The organism is Streptomyces sp. NPDC017095 (genome assembly GCF_044332325.1).
Classification (GTDB): domain Bacteria; phylum Actinomycetota; class Actinomycetes; order Streptomycetales; family Streptomycetaceae; genus Streptomyces.
Genome location: NZ_JBIROU010000010.1, coordinates 17,822 through 39,900, shown reverse-complemented (window position 1 = coordinate 39,900; position 22,079 = coordinate 17,822). Strand labels below are relative to the sequence as shown.

The window sequence follows — 22,079 nt, the reverse complement described above, 5'->3', positions numbered from 1 at the left end:
CCTCCTGCGGCCGGGTCGGTTGGGAGTGGGGACTACCAGGTGGGTCAGGAGTTCCAGAAACCTTGTTGCTCGTCGAAGGGAGACATGGAGCTGAGTACTCCCCGGGCGTCTTCAGGGGAGCGGCCCTGCCCAAGGAGTGCTTCGTACACCTGGCGGGCGATGTCGACAGTCTCCGGAGCGGCCGGTCCCGGACCGCCGAAGGGTTCGGGGTCGTCGACCGTGTCGGTCTCGTGGAGCATGCGGAGCGCCGTGACCGGGACCGTCTCCTCAAGGAGGCGGATCATCGAGCGGACGACGTCCGGATTGCCGCCCTGGTCGTCCATCGCTGCTTTCACCAGGGGGTGCTTTCTGTTGATGCGCAGAACGATCCGGCCGTCGTGGCGCTTCACCTTCCAGGCGAACTTCAGGGGGTCACCATGCGCCCGCGACACGACTTGACCACGCTGTCGTGCCGAGCGGGAGGCCGCCTCGCGCGTGTACCTGGCGATCCTCTCCAGGTGACGCCGCAAGGAGACGGGTGGAACGACGCTCGCCTTGCGCACGTCCACGCCCCAGTCTTTGTCGGCCTCCGCAGGGATGTCCACAGCGATCCGCGCGAGGTTGTACTTCTCCTCGCGCCGGAGGCCGCGGATCCCCAGCCAGTCACCGGCAAGGATCAGGCGGTCACGGCGGTAGACATAGAACCCCTGCTGCCCTAGCCATCCCTTCTGCCCGGCAGCCGACTTGTATTCAGTTTCCGAGAGCCGCTGCGCCGTCGGGAGGACGAAGGGCTCCACGCGCACCGACTCCGATCCCAGCGGCAGAGGCTCCCAGGGGATCCGCTGAACCGACGGGTGCGTGGACAGAAACGGGTCCCACGGGGAGAGGTCGGAGCCACGCACCCGAAGCTGGCACCGGGCCGGACGCTCCAGGAAACGGGCGAAGACCATCGCAAGGTGGGCTTCGGTGCGCTCCGCCTCCGCATAGAACTGGGCCTGCGTCTTTTCGTCGTCGCTGGCCACGGCAGTGTTGTAGTAACCGGAGAGCTGCTCCCACAGGACGATGGTCCCGTGCTGCATGTCTCCCGCGATCCGACGCAGGAGAGCGGTGGTCGTGTCGCCGGGGTCACGGAGGAGCCGCCACTCCTTATAGTGCTCCACGACGCCGAGGTCCCACGTCCGGACGTGCCAGACTCCGCCCCTGACCGTGGCGACGGTGAGCTTGCGGCACTGGGAGAACGAGGCGGACTTCAGCCCCACACCGAAACGGCCGAGATCCGTGGCACTCCGCTCGGCTGACGGGCCGCGGGCCGCCACCGTCATGGCGGTCACAAGCTCGGGCTCCGTCATCCCTCTGCCGTCGTCCGTCACAGCGATCCAGGAACTCTGTCCGTTCCACGTGAAGTCGACGTCGATGTTCCGGGCCTCAGCGGAGACGCTGTTGTCCACAAGGTCTGCGACGGCGGCTGGAAGCGAGTAACCGAGCGAACTGAGCGACGCCACCATGCCAGCAGGGTCGGGAGCGGCGACGTCGAAGTCCATCTTCACGCTCCGTACCCGGTGTACCCGGTCAGTCCTGTGCGGTCGGTTCGCCTGTGTGCTCCGGGGAGCGGCATACGGCAGGACTTGTCAGACCTCGTGCGGTGAGTGTGCCGCTACTCGCCCCACGACAGCCGAGTCCCCCGTTCGGAGCATCCTACCGAACGGGGCTTGTCTGACGTAGGTGATCTCTCTGAAGGGCTGTCCCCAGCTCCGCGAGGCGCAACGCGTACGCGCCACTTGGCTACTTGGGCGGAGAACACGAAGATCTCACCCCCAGATCCGGCCGACCGTTCCGTGTGTAACCACGGCGCGTGCCAGTTGCTGACCGGCAGCGCTAATGCCTCGCCGGGGTCGGTATTCCGGGAGGGTTCCAGGACTGCAGCTGCGTCACTGCGGCACTAAAGGCTGTCCCGTAACTGCTGCCCAGGGGCAAGATGATCTTGCCGTGGCTGGTGTGATCACGGCATCGGAGCCCTCGTGGATAGGTCCGTTCACCGGGCTGAGCCCGGGGCAGTTCGCCTAGCTGATCACCGCGCTGCGGCGTGAGAGGGCCGATCCGGTCCACATGGGCCGGCTGTGGTCGCTGCCACTGGGTGGCCGGGTGCTGCTGCTGGCCGCGTACTGGCGCACCAACCTCACCCTGCGCCAATCCGCCGGGTCCCGCGCTACGCCGCCCCACGCGAGGACATGCTCCACGTCCTCCGCCACGCCTACGCGAGCGTGCAGCTGGAGGCCAGCGAGTCGGTCGTCAGCCTGTCCAAGTGGCTCGGGCACTCGACACCGAAGGTCACCCTCAAGCACTACGCTCATTTCATGCCCGGTGCGGGGCGGCGAGGGCTCGCCGCGATGGACGCTTGGCTGCAGGCCTCCTCCCGGCCGAAAGTCCCTGAGAAGCCCCTGCTGGCGTGCAGGGCCACTCAGCTACCCCCGAACATGCAAGCCAAGGGCATGATGCGACAGGGCGACAAGTCCGTGAAGTACAAGGAGACGGCGCGCGGCGGGCTCGCGGTGAACATCATCGAGTGCTGACGGGGGTCCCCCGACAGGGTGTGTGACAGAAGGCTGTCATGTCCTGACAGAGGGCTACCATCAGAGCGTGATCGACCTGTACCCCGCGCTGTGGGGACTGCTCGGCAGCAGTGTGGCCGAAGCGCTCAACCTCTCGGCGCTGATGCGTCCGACCGGTCCGCGCAGCCGCTGGCGCTGGCCGTGGCGCACCCGTGCCGACCGGCCGGTGATGCTGGTGGCGATCGCACTGCGGCTGTTCGCGGGGTTCGGGCTGACCGCGGCGCTGGGGAACTCCGGGCAGTTGCCGAACGCGACCGCCGCGTTCGCCGTCGGGGTGACGACTCCGCTGGTCGTCGCGAAGTTCTTCCAGGTGATCCCGGTCTCCGGCGCGGGCGCGGGCCAGCAGCACGAGCCCCCGCTGCCCACCGCCCGGCAGGCCGCCGTGGACGAAGAGGCGCTGTCGCAGCCGAGGGGGTCCAGTGCTGCGAGCTGACAGCGCGCTCGGCCGTCTGGTGCTGGCGCTGGCCCTGCACCCTGCCGACCTGCCGCCTGCGCCGTACGGGGGGCCCGGTGCCCGGCTGATCGCGGCGCTGGGGGCACGCCCGGTGCCGGAGGCGGCGCCTGAGCCGGTCACGGAGGCGGTGCCGGAGGGCCCGGCGCGGGCGCCGCTGCGGTACCGGCCGGCGGCCTGGGGGCGGTGGCTTCCGGGGCTGCTCACCACCTGGCTGGTCACCCTGACGTGCCTGACGGCCGCGGCGGTGCAGAAGGTGCTGCCCGGTCCCTGGCAGGCGATGGTGCCGGGGCAGGCCGAGGGCCCCGGTCCGGAACGCTGGAGCCTGACCGCGGCCGGCCGGCTCGGTCCGCGCGGACGGGCCGAGGCACTGGCGTTCACGCCGGACGGCCGGCTGCTGGTGACGGTCTCCCGGTCCTCGGCCGGCACCTGGGACATGGCCGATCCCGGGCATCCCCGGCAGGTCGCCGTCCCGCCGGGCGTGGGCCGGGTGACGGCCGTCGGGGCCAGTCCGGACGGCCGCACGCTGGTGACGGCCGGCGGGCCGGACGTACGGGCGCTCGCCGTGGGCTCCGGGGCGACCCGGTGGTCCGTCGACGGCGCCCCGCGCGAGGTGAAGGCGGTGGCGGCGGGCCGGGACCGGGTCGTCTTCGCCGACGCGGGCACGGCCGGTTCCACCCGGCTGACGGAGCTGCGCCTCGACGCGGGACGGCCGCTGCGGCTCACCACCCTGAGCCGGCTCCAGCAGCGGGTCGACGCCGCCCAGTTCTCCGCCGACGGGCACACCCTGGCCGTAGCCGGCGCCGAGGGGACGGTGCGGCTGTGGGACGTGTCGGACCCGCGCCGCCCCGAGGCCGCGGGGCCCGCCTTCGGCACTCCGGGGCTGCGGACGACCGCGCTCGCCTTCAGCCCCGACGCGCGGCTGCTGGCCACCGTGGACGCCGCGCGGACCGTACGGCTGTGGGACGTCGCCGACCGCGCGCGCCCGCGCCCGCTGGGCCGTCCGTTCGGTGACGGCGCCGAGCGGGTCACCGCGGTCGCCTTCAGCCCCGACGCCCGACTGGTGGCCACCGTGGGCACCGACGGGACGACGAGCCTGTGGTGGCGGCTGCCCGGCACGGAGGCCGATGTTCCGCCAGGGGCTACCGCGCGGTAACCGACCGGCCCTACGCTGCCGTCAACTCGGCGACAGCGAAGGGAAGTTCGGGCATGCGGGTGAGAAGACGGCCGGCGGCGCTGATAGGCGCCGCCGCTCTGCTGGCGGTGGCCCCGGTGAGCGCCCACGCGGCGGCGCCCAAGTTCTCCGCCACGACGGCGATCGGCACGCACAACGCCTACGAGCAGGACAAGTACCCGTACTTCGCGCAGGCGTTGGACTCCGGTGCCGCGCTGCTGGAGCTGGACGTCTACGTCGACAGCATCAGCCACCGCTGGCGGGTCAGCCACAGCAACCCGCTGGGCAACGACAACAACTGCGAGGCGGCCAAGACGCCGGGCGAGCTGTACAGCAAGAGCCGTAACCAGGACCTCGGCAGCTGTCTGGACAACATGGCCGCCTGGAACCAGCTCCACCCCGACCATCCGCCGGTCGTCGTCAAGGTCGAGATGAAGGTGGGGTTCAACGACAAGGCGGGCCTCGGACCGGACGAGTTCGACGCGCTCGTCGCACAGAAGCTGGGCTCCGGCGTCTACAAGCCGGCCGATCTGCTCGGCGGCACCTACCCCACGCTGGACGCGGCGGCCAAGGCCGACGCCTGGCCGTCCCGGGACGCCCTGCGGGGCAAGTTCCTCTTCGACCTGATCCCGGGCACGGTGGAGCAGTCCAACCCGTTCGACAGCTACTGGACGGACGAGGAGTACGGCGACCATCTGCGCGACCTGTCCGCCGCCGGGAACATCTCCGCTGCTCAGGCCTTCCCGGCCGTGCTGGGGGCGGCGAACGGCGATCCGCGCGCCGGCCGCTACGACGCCTCGATACGCCCCTGGTTCGTCTTCTTCGACGGCGACGCGGCGACCTATGTGAACAAGGGCTACGACACGTCGTTCTACTCCGCGAACCACTACATCCTGATCGCGACGGACGCCCACAACGTGTCCCCGGCGATCTCCTCCACCAACCCGACGGACGCCGAAGTCGCGGCCCGGCTCGCCCTGCTGGCCAAGGCCCACGCGAGCCTCGTCACCTCCGACTGGTCGGCGAAGTCCGCGTCCGTACTCGGTTCGGTGACGAGCCGGGGCTGAAGGTTCCGGCCACGGACGCGGAGGGCACACATCCCCCATGCTCCATGGCATCGACGTCAGCGCCTTCCAGCCCTCCTCCTACGACACGGACGGCCTCTCCTTCGTCTTCATCAAGGCGACGGAGGGGCGGTCCTACGTCAACCCCCGGCTCGCCGCCCAGACGAAGACCGCCCGCGACGCCGGACTGGTCGTCGGTTTCTACCACTTCCTGTGGCCCGGCCATCTCGGCGACCAGGCGGATCACTTCCTGCGCCACGCCCCGGACCGCCCGGGTGACCTCCTCGCCGTCGACTGGGAGAACACCGGCGACGGAACCCACGCCAGCAACGCGGAGAAGGACCGCTTCCTGCGCAAGCTGAAGGAGTCCCGGCCGGACAACCGGATCCTGCTCTACTGCAACCGGCACTTCTGGCTGGACATCGACACCACGTCCTATGCCGGGGACGGGCTGTGGATCGCCGACTACGTCAGCGCCGGCAAGCCGCGCATCACGGCCAAGTGGCGGTTCCACCAGTACACCAGCGAGCCCCACGACAAGAACGTGGCCCGGTTCACGGACGCGGACGACCTGCGCGACTGGGCCACGTCCTAGCAGGGCTCAGGCGCGGAAGTCCGCCGGGCGTTCCCGGGGTGCCGCCGCCAGGGCCTCGCGCACCGCGTCCACGCCCGCGCGCAGGCCGTAGACCGGAGTGCCCGGCTGCTGGCGCCAGGAGTCGGCGATGCCGCCGGCGTCGACGGTGTCGAAGCCGAGTTCGTCGATCAGGGCGCGCACCTTCGCCTTGGCGTCCTCGTCGTCCCCGGCGACGGGGAGCGCCATGCGCTCGGCGTGGCCGGCGGGCAGCGGGCGGTCCAGCAGGTCCTGGGCGTAGGTGCCGTTGAACGCTTTCACCACCGGGTGGCCCAGGTGCTGTTCGACCCAGCGGCTCTCGGGCAGGCCCTCGTCCTCGATGGCGTCGATCCGGCCGTCGCGCTGCGGGTAGTAGTTGTTCGTGTCGATCAGCGCGAAGCCGTCCGCCGCGCCGTCCAGCAGGCCCGCGGGCAGGTCCGGGACCGCCTTCAGCGGGACGGTGACGACGACGACCTCGGCGCCCTCGGCCGCGTCCGCGGCCAGCACCGGGGTGGCGCCGGTCTCCTCCGCCAGGTCCTTCAGGGTCTCGGGGCCCCGGGAGTTGGCCACGGCCACCTCGTGGCCGAGGGCGGTGAGCCGCCGGGTGAGGTTGCCGCCGATGTACCCGGCTCCGATGATGCCGATCTTCATGACACGCCTCCGCGTTCCTTGATACATGCATGAGCATGCATCGCTCCGGTGGGCGTCAACCCGGACCCCGCCGCTCTTATTCCACGGCCGCGCCGGACGGGTGACGCCGGGAGCCGGACGGGTGACGACTCAGACCCGTACGACGATCTTGCCCGTGTGCCGGTTGGACTCCATCAGCCGGTGCGCGTCCGCCATCCGGTCCAGGCCGTCGAACACCTCGCCGACCAGTGGGCGGAGCGAGCCGTCGGCCAGGCCGGAGGCGAGGTAGCGGGCGGCGCGGTCGCGGCCCTCGGCGCTCTCGGTGAGGGCGAGGTTGTTGTAGCCGTGCACGGTCAGCGGCCACTGCATGGGCAGCTCCGTGGGGCGCTCGGACAGCCAGCCGTAGCTGATCAGCAGGGCGTCGCGGGCCGCCGCCGCGCCCAGTTCCCGCAGGTACGGTCCGCCGATCGCGTCCAGGACGAGGTCGGCGCCCCGGCCGCCGGTCACCCGCCGGGTCTCCTCGGTCACGTCCTGGTCCGCGGTGACGATGACGTGCTCGGCGCCGAGGTCGAGCAGCGCCCGCCGCTTGGCCTCGGTGCGGGTGGTGGCGATCGGCACCGCGCCGGCCCGCCGGACCACCTGGATCGCGGCCGTGCCGGTTCCGCTGGACGCGCCGGTGATCAGCACCCGGTGGCCGGCCCGGAGCCGGCCCCGCTCGACCAGGGCGCCGTAGGCCGTGGTGTAGGTGAGCCAGACGGCCGCGCCGGTGACCGCGTCGACCCCGGCCGGGCGCGGCACCAGCGCGGTCTGCGGCAGCAGCACGAAGTCGCCGTAGACGCCGTGGGTGCTGAGGTGGAAGTTGGCCGCCGACAGCACGGGGTCGCCCGGCGCGAAGGCGGTCACCTCCGCGCCGGCCGCCGTCACCACGCCGGCCGCCTCGTAGCCGTCGCGGGAGCCGGGCAGATGCGGCTGGTAGAAGTAGGTGCCGGTGCGCAGCATCGCCTCGGCGCGGTTGAGGCCCAGCGCCTCGACGCGGACCAGGACCTCGTCCGGTCCGGGCGCGGGCAGTTCGGCCTCCTCCACGGTGAACACCTCGGGGCCGCCGGTCTCGTGGAACAGCACAGTGCGTGCGGTCGTCGTCATGGCGTCGACGCTACGGCGGGACAGGGAGACGTTCCATGTCCCGTGCTCTCGGTTTCCTGTCCGATCGTCTTCCCCGGGCGGACCCGGAGGGCTAGGGTCGCCGCATGGACGTGCTCAGCGACGTGGTCGCCGCGATCCGGGCCGGCCGGCCGCACTCCGCGCGCCGCTACAAGTACGCGCCCTGGGGCCTGAAGTGGCCCGACGGCGAGGACGCCGCCTTCCATGTGATCCTGCGCGGCTCGGCCTGGCTGGTCCTCCCGGACGCGAAGCCGGTGGCGCTGGCGCCGGGGGACGTCGTCTTCCTCGCGCACGGCCAGGGGCACGGGCTGGCCAGCGGGCCCGACGTGCCGCTGGGAGAAATGCGGCTGCTGCCGGACGGCACCTGGAGCGGACCGCCCGAGGAACGGGGCGCGGGCCGCCCGGACACGGTGACCCTGTGCGGGACGTACCGGCTGGACCGGGACCGGGGGCGCCGGCTGCTCGCGGAGCTGCCCGACGTGCTGCACCTGCCCGCCCACGTCGGCGGGCACCGTGCGCTGCGGGCGGCGGTGGAACTGCTCGGGATGGAGCTGGAGGAGCAGCGGCCGGGCACCGACGCGATCGTCACCTCGCTGCTGGACACCCTGCTGCTGTACATCCTGCGGGCCTGGTGCGAGCGCGAGCACACGACGGGCCGCGGCCGGGGCTGGGCGGCGGCACTGGCCGACCCGGCGGTCGCGGCGGCGCTGTGCGCGCTCCACGGCGCACCCGGCCGGGCCTGGACGGTGGCGGAGCTGGGTCTGGTGGCCGGGCTGTCCCGGGCGGCGTTCGCCCGCCGGTTCACGGCGTTGATGGGCGAGCCGCCGCTGACGTACCTGACGTGGTGGCGGATGACCACGGCGGGCCGGCTGCTGCGCCACGACGACCTGTCCCTGAGCCAGGTGGCCGGACGCACCGGCTACACCTCGGAGTTCGCCTTCGCCAAGGCGTTCAAACGGGAGTTCGGCGTGGCGCCGGGCCGCTACCGCAGAGCGGCCCGGGCGAGCTGAGCCGGCGGCGGGCCGGTCTCCTCCGCGCGGGCGAGCCGAGCCGGCGGCGGGCGGTCTCCTCCGCGCGGGCGAGCCGAGCCGGCGGCGGGCGGTCTCCTCCGCGCGCGGGCGCCCCTACGCCGTCGAGCCGGTCCGCAGCAGGGCCAGGGTGGACTCCAGCTCGGCGCCCAGGGTCGTCGCCGCCGCCTCCGGGTCGCCGGCGGTGACCGCGTCCACGAGCGCCGCGTGCGTGGCGTCCCCGGTGCAGGGGTCCCGCTCGCGCAGGCGGGTGAGGTCCAGCAGAGCCGTCAGACCCTCCCGCAGGACGGGGACGAACTCGGCGAACAGGCCGGTCAGCACCGGGTTGTGGGCGGCGGCGACCACGGCCGCGTGCAGGGCGATGTCGGCCTCCACGAACGCGGCGTCGCCGTCGGCGGCGGCAGCGCGGCGGTCCGCCAGCGCGGCCGCCAGCGCGGCGATGTCCCCCGGTGTACGGCGCCGCGCGGCGAGCCGGGCGGCCTGCACCTCGACGCCCATGCGGACCTCGTAGACGTCGGTGACGGCGGCCCGGCGCAGCCGCGCGGGCCAGTCCTCGACGGGCTCGCCGGCGAGGACGAAGACCCCGGCGCCCTGCCGGGGCCGGACCAGTCCCGCGCCGGCCAGGGCGCGCAGGGCCTCGCGGACCGTGGAGCGGCCGACTCCCAGCTCCCTGGCCAGGGTGGTCTCGCCGGGCAGCTTGGCGCCGACCGGCCAGTGGCCGGCCGCGATCTGTTCGCGCAGGCGCTGCGCGGCCTGTTCGACCAGCGGGCTGGGGCGGAGGGCACCGAGCGGCATCGACATCACCAACTTGTCCGTGGCGTGGGCCGGTTCACGGAACGGAACCCACTTGTCTGAGGAGCTGAGGAGTCGCTAGCGTAGCGCGCATGACGTTGTGCGGTCTGCTCCTCCTCGGCTGCCGCGGCGGGGTTTGACGCGACCGGCGCCCCGCCGTGGGGCTCCGTGCCGCCGGTCACCGCCCGACCGAGCCGAAGGCCACAGCCGACGATGACCACGACTCCCGTCTGGAATCCCCAGCGGCCCAGTCCCATGCCCCACCACCGCTACCGCCCCTACCAGGACCGCGTCCACGTCCCCACCGGTGACCGGAGCTGGCCCTCCGCCCGCCTCGAACGCGCCCCCCTGTGGGTCCCCGTGGACCTGCGCGACGGCAACCAGGCGCTCGCCGAGCCGATGGACACGCCCCGCAAGCGCCGCTTCTTCGATCTGCTGGTGGCGACGGGCTTCAAGGAGATCGAGGTGGGCTACCCGTCCGCCAGCCGGACGGACTTCGACTTCGTCCGGCACCTCGCGGTCGGCGGCGCCGTGCCGGACGACGTGACGCCCGTGGTGTTCACACCCGCCCGGGCCGAGCTGATCGACCGGACCTTCGACGCGATCGCCGGGCTGCCGCGCGCCGTCGTCCACCTGTACATCGCCACCTCGCCGGTGTGGCGGGAGGTGGTGCTCGGGCGGGACCGGGCCGAGGTGCGGCGCACCGTGCGGGCGGCGGCGGAGCTCATGGCCCGGCGGGCCGGGGACGCGCCCGGCGTCCGCTTCCAGTTCTCGCCCGAGACCTTCAACCTCACCGAGCCCGACTTCGTCCTCGAACTGTGCGACGGCCTCACCGAGTTCTGGGACGCGAGCCCCGACCGGCCGGTGACCCACAACCTGCCGGCCACGGTGGAGATCGCCACCCCGAACGTCTACGCCGACCAGATCGAGTACGTCCACCGCCACCTGTCCCGGCGCGACAGCGTCATCCTCTCCGTGCACCCGCACAACGACCGCGGCACGGGCGTGGCCTGCGCCGAACTGGCCGTGCTGGCCGGGGCCCAGCGGGTGGAGGGCTGCCTGTTCGGCAACGGCGAGCGCACCGGCAACGTCGACCTGGTGACCCTGGCGCTCAACCTCTACGCCCAGGGTGTCGACCCGATGCTCGACCTCGGCGACATCGACGCCGTACGGGAGACGGTGGAGCACTGCAACCGGCTGCCCGTGCACCCCCGGCACCCGTACGCCGGCGAGCTGGTCCACACCGCGTTCTCCGGCACCCACCAGGACGCGATCAGCAAGGGGCTGGCCCACCACGCCCGCCGGGCCGCCGAGGCGGGGCTGAGCGAGCGGGAGGCGCCGTGGGAGGTGCCGTACCTGCCCGTGGACCCGGCGGACCTCGGGCGGTCGTACGAGGCGGTGATCCGCGTCAACTCCCAGTCGGGCAAGGGCGGGGTGGCGTACCTGCTGAAGAGCGGCTCCGGGATCGACCTGCCGCCGGACCTGCGGCCGGAGTTCGCGCGGATCGTGCAGGAGGCGACGGACGACAGCGGACGCGAGGCCACCCCGAAGGAGCTGTACGAGCTGTTCCGCGCGGCCTATCTGACGGAGGGCGCGCTGCGGCTGCACGCCTGGTCCGCGCAGGAGGAGGCGCCCGGTGTGCACCGGTTCACCGGCACGCTGGAGGCCGGCGGCCGGACCGGCGACCACGAGGGCACGGGCCCCGGGGTGCCGGCCGCGTTCGCCGCGGCGCTGGCCGGCGCCGGGTTCACGGTGGAGGTCCTGCGCGTCACGCGGGACGCGGCGGCGGCCTTCGCCGAGTGCCGGGTGGACGGCGTCCCGGTCTGGGGCGCGGGCACGGGCCCGTCGGCCGAGGTGCGGGCGGTGCTGTCCGCGGTGAACCGGGCGGCGCGGTGAGCGAGGTGCTGCGCGCCGAGGGCGTGGACGTCGTCCGGGACGGCACGGCCCTGCTGCGGGACGTGTCACTGACGGTCCGGGCCGGGGAGCACTGGGCGCTGCTCGGCGCCAACGGCGCGGGCAAGTCCACGCTGCTCGGACTGCTCGGCGCGCTGGTGCATCCGACCCGGGGCACGGTGGAGGTGCTCGGGCACCGGCTGGGCCGGGTGGACCTGCGCGAGCTGCGGACGCGCGTCGGGCACGTCGACCCGCGCCATCCGCTGACCTCGCCGCTGCGGGTGCGGGACGTGGTGCTCACCGGCGTGACGAACTCCGTCGAGCCGGTGCCGCGGTGGCGGCCCACCCCGGAGCAGGCGGAGCGGGCCGAGGCGCTGCTGGCCACGCTGGGGCTGGGCGCGCTGCGGGACGCCCGGTGGCCGACGCTGTCGCAGGGGCAGCGCGGCCGGACGCTGATCGCGCGGGCGCTGATGCCCGAGCCGCGGCTGCTGCTCCTGGACGAACCGGCGACGGGTCTGGACCTGCCTGGCCGGGAGCGGCTGATCGAGGCGCTGGAGACGCTGCGGGCGGAGCGTCCCGCGCTGGCGACGGTGCTGGTCACCCATCATCTGGAGGAGCTGCCGGCGGGCACCACGCACGCCGTCCTGCTGCGCGCGGGCCGGGTGCTGGCCTGCGGGCCGGTCGAGTCCGTCCTCACCGGCGACCGGGTCGGCGCCTGCTTCGGGCTGCCGCTGACGCTGGAGCGGCACGGGGGCCGCTGGAACGTGCGCGTCCGGCGGACCGGCTGACGGACGACGGCAGGGAGCCGCCCGGCCCGTACGGGGCGGGCGGCTCCCTGCCGTCCTTCGGGTCACTTGTTCAGGTAGGTCCAGAACTCGTCGAAGGACAGCACCTTGTCGCCGTCCAGGTCGCGGGTCCTGATGATGGCCTCCGCGACGGTGTCGGTGACGTTCCAGTCACCCTGCTGCGCCAGGGCGGACTTGAACTCCGCCGCGGTGATGAACCCGTCACCGTCCGCGTCGATCCGCTGGAACTGCTTGCGTGCTTCCTCGATGTCCGCCACCGATCCGCCCCTTTTGTTCGTGTTTCACATGCCGTGCTGGCGTACTGACGCTGGTCAGATTAACGGCCCGCACTCGCCCGCCAGTACGGTGACCACCCACGACCCGGGGAGGGGAGCCATGCAGACCTTGCGGGACCTGCTCGACGCGGCGGCGGCCGGCGTCTTCCCGCCGGCGGACGGCGGTACGACCGTGCTGCCGCAGCCTTCGCCGCGGGACGCGGGCGTGCTGTCCTTCACCGCGCACTCGGTGGTCTTCACCGACGAGGACCCGCAGTGGGTGCGGGCGGCGCTGCGCGGCACGGACTGCGATCCGCTGGCGGCACCGCTTCACCCGCGCTTCCTGACCGCCCTGCTGGACCGGACCGGGCGCCGGGCCGAGACGGTGGACGCGGTGCTGGTGGCCGGTCCGCTGCCCGGGGAACCGGTGCCGGCGCTGCGCGAGATCGAGGACGCCGGCCATCCGCGCATCCGGTACGCGCGCGAACGCCGGGACGCGGTGCGCGCCTGGACCGCCGACGGCGGGGTGCTGGTGCTCGGGCGCGGGGTCGCCGGGCGGCTGGAGGTGTCGGTCGAGGTGGACGCCGACGCCCGGCACCGGGGGCTCGGGCGGCTGCTGGCGGCCGCCGCCCGGCAGCTCGTCACCGAGCCGCTGTGGGCGCAGGTCGCGCCGGGGAACGCCCGCAGTCTGCGGGCGTTCCAGGCGGCCGGCTACCGGGTGGTGGGCGCGGAGCTGCTGCTTCAGCGGAAGATGCCGGTGTGCCCCAGCGAGTAGCGGCCCGGCTGGGGGTAGACGGCCAGGCCGTGCGGGCCGCTGCCGACCTTGATCCGGGCCAGCTGGGCGCCGGTGCGGGTGTCGATGGCGTACACCTCGGAGTGGTAGCGGCCCGACAGCCACAGCACCTTGCCGTCCGCGGAGACCCCGCCCATGTCGGGGCTGCCGCCGCCGGGCAGCCGCCACTTCCGGGTGAGCCGGTTCCGGGCGAAGTCGAAGACGGAGACGGTGCCCTCGCCGCGGTTGGAGATGTACATCTCGCGGGAGTCCCGGCTGACGTACAGGCCGTGGGCGCCCTTGCCGGTGGCGAGGAACCGGGGCCGGGTGAAGCGGTCGCCGTCGAGGATCCACACGCCGTCGGCCATCATGTCGGCGATGTAGAACAGCTTGCCGTCCGGGGAGACCTTGACGTCCTGCGGCATCGCGCCGCTCAGGGGGAGTTTCTCCCGGCCCAGCACCTTCATCCGCGCGGTGTCGACCTTCAGGATGTCGCCGCTGAACTCGCAGGAGACGATGAAGTAGCGGCCGTCGCGGGAGAAGTCGGCGTGGTTGACGCCGTGGCAGCCGGCCGGGACGGACTTGACGACCTTCATGGTGTGGGCGTCGCGGAAGACCAGTTGGCGGTCCATGGAGGCCATGACGACGGCGTACTTGCCGTCGGGCGTGAAGTACAGGTTGTACGGGTCGTGCACGTCCACCGGCCGGCCGGCCCGGCCGGTGCGCGGGTCGATCGGGGTGAGGGTGTTGCCCAGGTCGTTGTTGACCCAGAGCGTCTTCAGGTCCCAGGACGGCACGACGTGCTGGGGCTGGCGGCCGACCGGGATGGTCTCCACGACCCGGTAGGTCGCGGGGTCGATGACGGTGACCGTGTCGGAGTTGGTGTTGGGGACGTAGACCCGGGAGGGGAAGCCGCGGACCGCGGGTGACAGCCGGTTCGGCCGGTCGGCCGCGTACAGGTCGGCCGGGTCGTCGACCGGTGGCATCCCGGGCAGCACGTTCACCCGCGGCCGGTCCACCCGCGGCTGGACCGGCGCGGTGCTGCCGGGAGCCCGCCGCGGGCGGTCCCCGGATCCGCCGTCGCACGCGGAGAGCAGCGCCAGGGCGGTGACGGCGGCACCGGCGGCCAGCAGACGGACGGCTTTCGTGGTTCGCATCAGCTCAGCAGCTCCGTGGTGGTGACCGCGCGCAGCCCGCGGCGGCCGAGTTCGGTGAGGACGTCGGGGAGGGCGGCGACGGTGTCCGGATAGCCGAAGTGCAGGCTCACCACCGAGCCGGCGCGCGCGCCGGCCAGGACCGCGCGGGTGACGGCGGCGGCGCCGGGGCGGGTGTAGTCGAGCGAGTCGACGTCGTACGACAGCACGTGCGGGTAGCCGGCGGCGCGGGCCAGCCGGGTGACGAGCGGCGAGGCGGCCGGGGCGCGGGAGGGGCGGAACCAGGTGCCGATGGAGCCGGTGAGCCGCCGGAGCCGCTCGGCGCACTCGGTGATCTCCCGGCGGGCGTCCGCCTCGGCGAGGGTGTTGACGCCGATGTGCCGCTGGGTGTGGTTGCCGAGGTCGTGGCCGCCGTCGAGGATGCGGCGGGCCAGGGCCGGGTGGGCGTCCAGCCAGGTGCCGACGGCGAGCACGGTGAGCCGGGCGCCGTGCCGTTCGGCGGTGGTGAGCAGGGCGCGCGCGAGCGCCGGGTCGCCCTGGCCGTGGAAGGTGAGGGCCACCCGGGGGCGGGTGCGCGGGCCGTGGGAGATCTGGGCGGGCAGGCCGGGGTAGGCGCGGGGTCCGGGGGCGGCGGGGAGCGGGGCGGCCGGGGCCGATGCGGAGGAGGCGGCGGCGGGAGAGGCGGGGACCGGTGGGCCGGCGGCCGGGCCGGTGCCGCATCCGGCGGTGAGCGCGCCGCCGGCGACGAGCCCGGCACCGGCCCGCAGCGCACCGCGTCGGTTGGTGGGGGTCACCCGCACCATTTAAGGGTTGTTCGGTAAGAAATCGGGTGATTCACCCGATGACGCACCGGCCCCGGCGGAACGTTCAGCGGTCGGTGACCCGCATCTCGAACCAGGTGGTCTTGCCGCGCGGCAGCAGGTCCACGCCCCAGCGGTCGGAGAGCTTGTCCACCAGGAACAGTCCGCGGCCGCTGATGTCCGTCTCCTGCACCGGCATCAGACAGGGCAGGCCACGCGAGGGGTCGCGGACCTCGACGCGGATCCAGCCGGGCCGGCGCCGCATCCGCAGTCCGAACACGCGGGCGCCGGTGTGGCGCACGGCGTTGCCGACGAGTTCCGACACGAGCAGGACGGCGTCCTCGGCCAGCCGGGGCGTCAGCCGCCAGGTGCGCAGGACGACGACCTGGGTGAGCCGGCGGGCGGTGGCGGCGGACTCCGGACGGGAGGGCAGCGGGACCTCGCCCTGTGCCGGATCGCCGAACAGTTCGAGCGCCTTGAGCGCCTGCTCGTCCTCGACCGCGGGCGACCAGCGTGCCACGGCCGCACGGCTGTCTCCCCGCGGCTGTCCGTTGCCCTCCAGCCCCGCCATGCCCCCATGATGGCCGTCCGGAGCCGCGTTGGGGGCCGTTCCGGAGGAATACGCCCCCCGTACGCCTCCGTCCGGCACCAATCCAGCGGCATATGCCGCAGTCATGTCGATGTTCCGGGTGTCCCGGCTGACCTGCGGCGACGGTTCACTTCCGGGCAAGCGCCGGGCTCCCTCGACGGCACGGGTCCATGGCCGCTCCAAGGCTGCCACAAACCGCTCCTTCGAGGGACCCCGAACGGGACAACGCGTCAGTACCCGTCCTCCTAACGGGTTGGACGGGTCGGCTCCGCACCCCCTGGGATCACAGGAACCTGGCCTTGCCCGGACCCTCCTCCACGAAGCTGCGCATGCCCCGCTCGCGGTCCTCGGTGGCGAACAGGCCCGCGAACCAGCCGCGTTCGACGGCGAGGCCGGTGTCGATGTCGGTCTCCAGACCGGTGTCGACGGCCTCCTTCGCCGCGCGCAGCGCGATCGCCGGGCCCTGGGCGAGCCGCGCGGCCCAGGCGTGCGCCTGCTCGTACACCTCGGCGGCCGGGACGACCCGGTCCACCAGGCCGATGGCCAGGGCCTCGTCGGCCTTGACCTGACGGCCCGTGAAGATCAGGTCCTTGGCCCTGGAGGGGCCGACCAGCCGGGGCAGCCGCTGGGTGCCGCCGGCGCCCGGGATCAGCCCGAGCAGGATCTCCGGCTGGCCCAGCTTGGCGTTGTCCCCGGCGATGCGGTAGTCCGCGCACAGGGCCAGCTCGCAGCCCCCGCCGAGCGCGTACCCGGTGACGGCGGCGACGACGGGCTTGGGGATGCGGGCCACGGCGGTGAAGGCGTCCTGGAGGCCACGGGCGCGCCGGACCATGGCCGCGTGGTCCATGGTCTGCATCTCCTTGATGTCCGCGCCCGCCGCGAACACCCGCTCGCCGCCGTAGAGGACCACGGCGCGCACGTCCGCACGGTGGGTGGCCTCCTCGGCCAGCTCCTTGAGCCGGTCCTGGGTGGCGATGTCCAGCGCGTTCATCGGCGGCCGGTCCAGACGCAGGGTACCGACGCCGTCGGCGACTTCGAGAGAGACGGTCATGGGGGCCAGGTTAACGGCGACTAACGCGATCGGGCCCGGTGCGGTAGGTCACAGCACCGGGCCCGTCGGGTCAGCGGGGGCTCACTTCTTCCACTGGGCCCACGGCATGTTCCAGCCGTTGAGCCCGTTGTCCGGGTCCACCGTGCGGTCGTGGGAGTTCTTGACGACCACCACGTCGCCGATCATCGAGTGGTCGAAGAACCAGGCCGCCGGGACGGAGCCGTCGTAGCCGCCGCGCACGTCGCGCAGGCCCACGCAGCCGTGGCTGGCGTTGTAGTTGCCGAAGGCGCCGCCGCCCCAGTAGTTGCCGTGGATGAAGGTGCCGGAGGTGGTGAGGCGGATGGCGTGCGGGACGTCCTTGATGTCGTACTCGCCGCCGTAGCCGACGGTCTCGCCGTTCATCCGGGTGACGGCCAGCTTCTCGCTCATGACCATCTGGCCGTTCCAGGTCTCGTAGCCGGGCTTGCCGGTGGTGACCGGGATGGTCTTGACGACCTTGCCCTCCCGGGTGACCTTCATGGTGTGCTTCTCGGCGTCCACGACGGACACCTGGTTGCGGCCGATGGTGAACGTCACGGTCTTGTGCTGCTTGCCGTAGACGCCCTCGCGGCCCTCGACGCCGTCCAGGTCGAGGTCGACGGTGACCTTGGTGCCGGCCTTCCAGTACTTCTCGGGGCGGAAGTCCAGGCGGTCGTTGCCGAACCAGTGGCCCTCCACGTCCACGGCCGGTTCGGTGGCGACGCGGACGGCCTTCTCGACGTCCGCCGGGTGCGTGATGCCCCGGGAGAAGCGCAGCGAGAACGGCATGCCGACGCCGACCGTGGAGCCGTCCTCCGGGGTGAAGGAGCCGACGAAGGTGTTCTTCGGCGTCAGGGTGGTGAAGCGGGAGTCCTCGGCGGCCTTGCGGCCCGCGGAGTCCTCGGCGACCGCGTGCACGGTGTACGCGGTGCCCGCGGCCAGATGGGTCGACGGCGTCCAGGAGGCGCCGCCGCCGGATATGGACCCCTCGACCTTCGCGCCCTTGGCGTCCTTGACGGTCACCTCGGTCAGCCTGCCCCGGGTGACACCGACCTTCAGGGCGCCGCTGGTGTCGACGCCGGTGGCACCGGGGCGGGGCGCGATGCTGACCGCGGCCGCGGACTGCCCGTCGCGCGCGCCGCCCTTGTCCCCGCCCGGCCCGGCGCCGGCCCCGGAGCCCCCGCCCCCGCCGCACGCGGCGAGCGACAGCACCAGGGCCCCGGCTGTCAGGACCAGTCTCCCGCGGCCTCGTCGCCCCACCACCGACGCCCCCGCTTCCGGCCGCATGTTCAAGTTGTTCTCCCCTCGCCGGACCAGGTCGGACCCGGCCCGCTCCCCACCACTTCGGTGCGCGCATATTAACTGCCTGGTGGAGGGCGCGGCGCCCCGGTGAATGTCACCGTTCCGTCGCAACTCCCGCCCGCCAGCGCGACTCCGGCCCCCTCGGCCCGGTCACCGCACCGCGCTGCCCGCCGTCCACTGCCGCCAGGCCATGTTCCAGCCGCCGAGCCCGTTGTCCGGCGCCACCGTCTTGTCCTTGCTGTGCACCACCTCGATGACGTCACCGACCAGGCTGCGGTCGAAGAACCAGCCGGCCGGCGTGTCCGACGCGCCGCCCTTGACGTCCCTGAGGCCTACGCAGCCGTGGCTGACGTTGGTCTGCCCGGGCGCGTCCGGGGCCCAGTAGTTGCCGTGCAGGAAGGTGCCGGAGTCGGTGAGCTTCATGGCGTGCGGGACGTCGGGGATGTCGTACTCGCCGCCGAAGCCGACCGTGCGGCTGTTCATGCGGGTGACCTCCAGCATGTCCATCACCACCATCTTGCCGTTGTAGCTGGGGTGTTTGGGCGCGCCCGCGGTGATGGGAACGGTGGCGACGAGCTGTCCGTCGCGCCGGACCTCCATCATGTGCCGGGCCGCGTCGACCAGGGAGACCTGGTCGCGGCCGACGGTGAAGGAGAACGTCTTGTCCTGGAGACCGTAGACACCGCGCGCGCCCTCGACGTCCCGCAGGCCGAGGCCCACGGTGACCTCGGTGCCGGGCTTCCAGTACCGCTCGGGACGGAAGTCCAGGCGGTCCTTGCCGAACCAGTGCGGGCGGATCTCCACGGGCGGCCGGGCCGTGACGCGGACGGCGCGTTCGACGGCGGCGCGGTCGGTGATCTCCCGGCTGAAGGAGAGCGAGACGATCATCCCGGTGCCGACGGTGGCCCGGTTCTCGGGCGTGACGTAGGCGATGAACCGTTCGTCGGGGACGTAGGTGGTGAAGGTGGTGTGCCGGGCCGAGCGGTGGCCCCGGGCGTCCAGGGCGACCGCGTCGACGGTGTACCGGGCGGCGAGCGCCAGCCGGTCCGCGTCGGGCCGCCAGGTCAGCCCGTCGTCGCTGATGCGGCCGGGCACCGGGGACGCCTGCGCGTCCTGTTCCCGGACGACGGTCACCTTCTCCAGGCGCCCCCCGGGCACCCGGATCCGCAGCCGCTCGCCCGGCCGTACGGCCTTGCTCCCGTCGTCGGGATTCACCCGGATGACGTCCTCGGGGACCGCCGGTTTGCCCAGCGTCCCGCCCATGCCCAGGGGTCCCGGGCCGGTCGCGGAGCAGCCCGCGAGCAGCCCCGCCCATGTCAGTACGGCGGCCAGCGCGGCCCCCGCGCGCCGTGCGCGTCCAGTTGCGTGCCTCACACCGGGCTCAACGACGGGGCCCGCCGCGGGGAAACGTGAGTGCGAGCCACGCGGTGGGCAGAACATGGGGGAGAACGACACGTCGGGGTGCCGCCGCGGGCAGGGGGCACCCCGGCGTTCGCGTCGGAGCCGTGGGGGGCGCGGCCGTGCCGGGCGGCCGGGGGGCGGGGCGCTCCCCGGGCCGGCCGGCGCGGCCGGGCGCCCCGGGCGAGCCACCGAGAAGAGGGGCCGACAGTGACGAGCGCAGCCGAGCAGCGGGCACCGGCCGGGGAGCCGGCCGCCGTAAGCGGGCAGCCGGCGGTGGTGAACGGCGCCCGGCGGGCCGCACCGCCCTCCCCGGCGGTGTGGCCGGGGACGCCGACCCCGCTGGGTGCCCGGTTCCGGACCGGCCCGGACGGGGTGGCCGGCACCAACTTCGCGCTGTGGGCCGGCGGGGCGGAGGCGGTCCGGCTGTGCCTGTTCGACGAGGGCGGCCGGGAGACCCGCGTGCCGCTGACCGAGCTGACGCACGAGATATGGCACGGTTTCGTGCCCGGCGTGCTGCCCGGGCAGCGCTACGGATACCGGGTCGACGGCCGCTGGGACCCGTGGACCGGCGCCCGCTGGAACCCGGCCAAGCTGCTGCTCGACCCGTACGCCCGCGCGGTGGACGGCGAGTTCGCGCTGCCGCCGCAGGTGTACGGGCATGTGCGGGACTGGCCGGACCAGCCGGTCGCCGACACCGTGCGCGACGAACGGGACTCGGCGCCGTACGTCCCGAAGGGCGTCGTCGTCCACGACGACGACGACTGGTCCGACGACCGCCGGCCCAAGACGCCCTGGGCGGACTCGGTCATCTACGAGCTGCACGTGCGGGGCTTCACCAAGCTGCACCCGGGCGTCCCCGAGGAGCTGCGCGGCACCTACGCGGGGCTCGCGCACCCGGCCGCGGTCGAGCACCTGACCGCCCTGGGCGTCACGGCCGTCGAACTGCTGCCCGTGCACCAGTTCGCGCACGAGGACCATCTGCTGCGCCGGGGCCTGCGGAACTACTGGGGCTACAACTCCATCGGCTACTTCGCCCCGCACGCCGCCTACGCCGCCTCCGGCACCGCCGGCCAGCAGGTCGGCGAGTTCAAGCGGATGGTCCGCGCGCTGCACGCGGCCGGCATCGAGGTCATCCTCGACGTGGTCTACAACCACACGGCGGAGGCGGGCGAGCTGGGCCCGACGCTGTCGCTGAGGGGCATCGACAACCGGGCCTACTACCGGCTCCAGGACGACGCCCGCCGGTACGCCGACTACACCGGCTGCGGCAACACCCTGCACGTGGTCCGGCCGCAGGTGCTGCGACTGATCACCGACTCGCTGCGCTACTGGGTGACCGAAATGGGCGTGGACGGGTTCCGCTTCGACCTGGCGGCGGCGCTGGCCCGTTCGATGCACGATGTCGACATGCTCTCGCCGTTCCTCGCGGTCATCGCCCAGGACCCGGTGTTGCGCCGGGTGAAGCTGATAGCCGAGCCGTGGGACATCGGGTCCGGCGGCTATCAGGTGGGCGCCTTCCCGCCGCTGTGGACCGAGTGGAACGACCGCTACCGCGACACCGTCCGGGACTTCTGGCGGGGCGCCCTGCCGGACGTGCGGGAGATGGGCTACCGGCTGTCCGGCTCCAGCGACCTGTACGCCTGGGGCGGCCGGCGGCCCTACGCCTCCGTCAACTTCGTCACCGCGCACGACGGCTTCACCCTGCGCGACCTGGTGTCGTACCAGGCCAAGCACAACGAGGACAACGGCGAGGACAACCGGGACGGCACGGACGACAACCGCTCCTTCAACTGCGGGGCGGAGGGCGAGAGCGACGACGAGCGGGTCCGGGCGCTGCGCCGCCGGCAGCTGCGCAACCTGCTGACCACATTGCTGCTGTCCACCGGGGTGCCGATGCTGGTGGCGGGCGACGAGTTCGGCCGCACCCAGCGCGGCAACAACAACGCCTACTGCCAGGACAACGAGACCGGCTGGGTGGACTGGTCGCTGCTCCGGGAGCCCGGCTGGCGGGCGCTGTCCGAGCTGGCCGCGCGGCTGATCGCGCTGCGCCACCGGCACCCGGTGCTGCGCCGGGGGGCCTTCTTCTCCGGGCGGGCGCAGACCGCGGACGGGCTGCGGGACCTGGCCTGGTTCACCGCGCGGGGCGCGGAGATGACCGAGGGCGACTGGTACGCGCCCGCGGCCACGCTCGGCATGTACCTGTCCGGGCGGGACATCCCGGGCCGGGACGAGCGGGGCGCGCCGGTGGTGGACGACAGCTTCCTCGCGGTGCTGCACGCGGGCGAGCGGCCGGCCGCCTTCGTGCTGCCGGGTCCGCCGTGGGCCGAGCGGTACGAGGTCGTCGTGGACACCTCCGCGGAGCGGCAGGACCAGGCGCCGGGCACGGTGCACCGGGCGGGTGCGCGGATCACGGTGCCGGCCCGGGCGGTGCTGCTGCTGCGGGTCCGCTGAACACCCGCACACCCGCACACCCGCGCGGGACCCCGGTGAACGCCGGGCGTGACGCGGATCACGTCCGCCGGGTGCAGCGCCGACCGGGGT

The 22,079-nt window shown here is 73.3% G+C and carries 21 protein-coding genes and 1 pseudogene; 11 read left to right on the top strand and 11 right to left on the bottom strand.

Features of this window, described 5'->3' with window-relative positions; genetic code table 11:
• Positions 1–44 precede the first annotated feature (44 nt).
• Positions 45–1,520 (bottom strand): ATP-binding protein, encoded by a 1,476-nt coding sequence (locus ACH4OA_RS21055; RefSeq protein WP_397970142.1) that lies wholly within the window; start codon positions 1,518–1,520, stop codon positions 45–47.
• A 445-nt stretch (positions 1,521–1,965) separates the two neighbouring features.
• On the opposite strand from ACH4OA_RS21055, the pseudogene ACH4OA_RS21050 reads away from it, so the two are divergent.
• The 6 genes and pseudogenes from ACH4OA_RS21050 to ACH4OA_RS21025 all read left to right on the top strand — a co-directional run.
• Positions 1,966–2,175 (top strand): annotated as a pseudogene (locus ACH4OA_RS21050) (IS5/IS1182 family transposase); the annotation flags it as partial.
• A 32-nt stretch (positions 2,176–2,207) separates the two neighbouring features.
• On the top strand, positions 2,208–2,549 hold the full coding sequence (locus tag ACH4OA_RS21045; RefSeq protein WP_397970381.1) for a hypothetical protein: 342 nt from the start codon (positions 2,208–2,210) through the stop codon (positions 2,547–2,549).
• Between the two features lie 67 nt (positions 2,550–2,616).
• Positions 2,617–3,021: a hypothetical protein gene (locus ACH4OA_RS21040; RefSeq protein WP_365874815.1), complete on the top strand. Its 405-nt coding sequence runs from the start codon at positions 2,617–2,619 to the stop codon at positions 3,019–3,021.
• Positions 3,008–4,195 carry a WD40 repeat domain-containing protein gene (locus ACH4OA_RS21035; protein ID WP_397942968.1) on the top strand — a complete coding sequence of 396 codons (1,188 nt, stop codon included), beginning with the start codon at positions 3,008–3,010 and terminating at the stop codon, positions 4,193–4,195. The genes ACH4OA_RS21040 and ACH4OA_RS21035 overlap by 14 nt, the downstream gene beginning before the upstream one ends.
• 53 nt (positions 4,196–4,248) lie before the next feature.
• Positions 4,249–5,280 carry a phosphatidylinositol-specific phospholipase C domain-containing protein gene (locus tag ACH4OA_RS21030; RefSeq protein WP_397970140.1) on the top strand — a complete coding sequence of 344 codons (1,032 nt, stop codon included), beginning with the start codon at positions 4,249–4,251 and terminating at the stop codon, positions 5,278–5,280.
• A gap of 37 nt (positions 5,281–5,317) precedes the next feature.
• Positions 5,318–5,872, top strand: a complete 555-nt coding sequence (locus tag ACH4OA_RS21025) for a glycoside hydrolase family 25 protein (RefSeq protein WP_397970139.1) — start codon at positions 5,318–5,320, stop codon at positions 5,870–5,872.
• A 6-nt stretch (positions 5,873–5,878) separates the two neighbouring features.
• On the opposite strand, the gene ACH4OA_RS21020 is transcribed toward ACH4OA_RS21025, so the two are convergent.
• Together ACH4OA_RS21020 and ACH4OA_RS21015 are read right to left on the bottom strand one after the other, a co-directional pair.
• Positions 5,879–6,565, bottom strand: a complete 687-nt coding sequence (locus ACH4OA_RS21020; RefSeq protein ID WP_365874823.1) for an NAD(P)-binding domain-containing protein — start codon at positions 6,563–6,565, stop codon at positions 5,879–5,881.
• Positions 6,566–6,667: 102 nt separating this feature from the next.
• Positions 6,668–7,660, bottom strand: a complete 993-nt coding sequence (locus ACH4OA_RS21015; protein WP_397942964.1) for a zinc-dependent alcohol dehydrogenase family protein — start codon at positions 7,658–7,660, stop codon at positions 6,668–6,670.
• Between the two features lie 104 nt (positions 7,661–7,764).
• Here ACH4OA_RS21015 and ACH4OA_RS21010 point away from each other — a divergent pair, with 104 nt between their 5' ends.
• Positions 7,765–8,688, top strand: coding sequence for an AraC family transcriptional regulator (locus ACH4OA_RS21010; protein ID WP_397942962.1), 924 nt, complete (start codon positions 7,765–7,767; stop codon positions 8,686–8,688).
• 114 nt (positions 8,689–8,802) lie between these two features.
• Here ACH4OA_RS21010 and ACH4OA_RS21005 read toward each other — a convergent pair whose 3' ends face one another.
• Positions 8,803–9,501, bottom strand: coding sequence for a FadR/GntR family transcriptional regulator (locus ACH4OA_RS21005; RefSeq protein ID WP_397970373.1), 699 nt, complete (start codon positions 9,499–9,501; stop codon positions 8,803–8,805).
• Between the two features lie 210 nt (positions 9,502–9,711).
• Between ACH4OA_RS21005 and ACH4OA_RS21000 the strand changes: the two genes are divergently transcribed.
• Positions 9,712–11,394 (top strand): 2-isopropylmalate synthase, encoded by a 1,683-nt coding sequence (locus ACH4OA_RS21000; protein ID WP_397970137.1) that lies wholly within the window; start codon positions 9,712–9,714, stop codon positions 11,392–11,394.
• On the top strand, positions 11,391–12,179 hold the full coding sequence (locus tag ACH4OA_RS20995) for an ABC transporter ATP-binding protein (protein WP_397970135.1): 789 nt from the start codon (positions 11,391–11,393) through the stop codon (positions 12,177–12,179). Before ACH4OA_RS21000 ends, ACH4OA_RS20995 begins: the two co-directional genes overlap by 4 nt.
• Before the next feature lie 62 nt (positions 12,180–12,241).
• Here the strand turns inward: ACH4OA_RS20995 and ACH4OA_RS20990 are convergent, their stop codons facing one another.
• The gene (locus tag ACH4OA_RS20990) at positions 12,242–12,454 is read right to left on the bottom strand and encodes an EF-hand domain-containing protein (RefSeq protein WP_397942957.1); all 213 of its coding nucleotides are present in this window, start codon (positions 12,452–12,454) and stop codon (positions 12,242–12,244) included.
• Positions 12,455–12,572: 118 nt separating this feature from the next.
• Here ACH4OA_RS20990 and ACH4OA_RS20985 point away from each other — a divergent pair, with 118 nt between their 5' ends.
• Positions 12,573–13,226 (top strand): GNAT family N-acetyltransferase, encoded by a 654-nt coding sequence (locus tag ACH4OA_RS20985; RefSeq protein ID WP_397970134.1) that lies wholly within the window; start codon positions 12,573–12,575, stop codon positions 13,224–13,226.
• Here ACH4OA_RS20985 and ACH4OA_RS20980 read toward each other — a convergent pair.
• The 6 genes from ACH4OA_RS20980 to ACH4OA_RS20955 all read right to left on the bottom strand — a co-directional run bounded on the left by ACH4OA_RS20980 (position 13,193) and on the right by ACH4OA_RS20955 (position 19,511).
• On the bottom strand, positions 13,193–14,380 hold the full coding sequence (locus ACH4OA_RS20980) for a hypothetical protein (RefSeq protein WP_397970132.1): 1,188 nt from the start codon (positions 14,378–14,380) through the stop codon (positions 13,193–13,195). The two genes, ACH4OA_RS20985 and ACH4OA_RS20980, sit on opposite strands and share 34 nt — an antisense overlap.
• Positions 14,380–15,180 carry a polysaccharide deacetylase family protein gene (locus ACH4OA_RS20975; RefSeq protein WP_397942952.1) on the bottom strand — a complete coding sequence of 267 codons (801 nt, stop codon included), beginning with the start codon at positions 15,178–15,180 and terminating at the stop codon, positions 14,380–14,382. Before ACH4OA_RS20975 ends, ACH4OA_RS20980 begins: the two co-directional genes overlap by 1 nt.
• A 64-nt stretch (positions 15,181–15,244) precedes the next feature.
• Complete coding sequence (locus ACH4OA_RS20970) at positions 15,245–15,853, bottom strand: ATP-binding protein (RefSeq protein ID WP_397948786.1); 609 nt, start codon at positions 15,851–15,853, stop codon at positions 15,245–15,247.
• A gap of 196 nt (positions 15,854–16,049) precedes the next feature.
• Positions 16,050–16,817, bottom strand: coding sequence for an enoyl-CoA hydratase/isomerase family protein (locus ACH4OA_RS20965; RefSeq protein WP_397970131.1), 768 nt, complete (start codon positions 16,815–16,817; stop codon positions 16,050–16,052).
• Between the two features lie 81 nt (positions 16,818–16,898).
• Entirely contained in the window at positions 16,899–18,128 is a 1,230-nt protein-coding gene (locus ACH4OA_RS20960; RefSeq protein ID WP_397970130.1) for an Ig-like domain-containing protein, read from the bottom strand.
• Between the two features lie 159 nt (positions 18,129–18,287).
• Positions 18,288–19,511: an Ig-like domain-containing protein gene (locus ACH4OA_RS20955; RefSeq protein ID WP_365874659.1), complete on the bottom strand. Its 1,224-nt coding sequence runs from the start codon at positions 19,509–19,511 to the stop codon at positions 18,288–18,290.
• A gap of 234 nt (positions 19,512–19,745) precedes the next feature.
• Here ACH4OA_RS20955 and glgX point away from each other — a divergent pair, with 234 nt between their 5' ends.
• The gene (gene glgX, locus ACH4OA_RS20950; protein ID WP_397948785.1) at positions 19,746–21,989 is read left to right on the top strand and encodes a glycogen debranching protein GlgX; all 2,244 of its coding nucleotides are present in this window, start codon (positions 19,746–19,748) and stop codon (positions 21,987–21,989) included.
• Positions 21,990–22,079 lie beyond the last annotated feature (90 nt).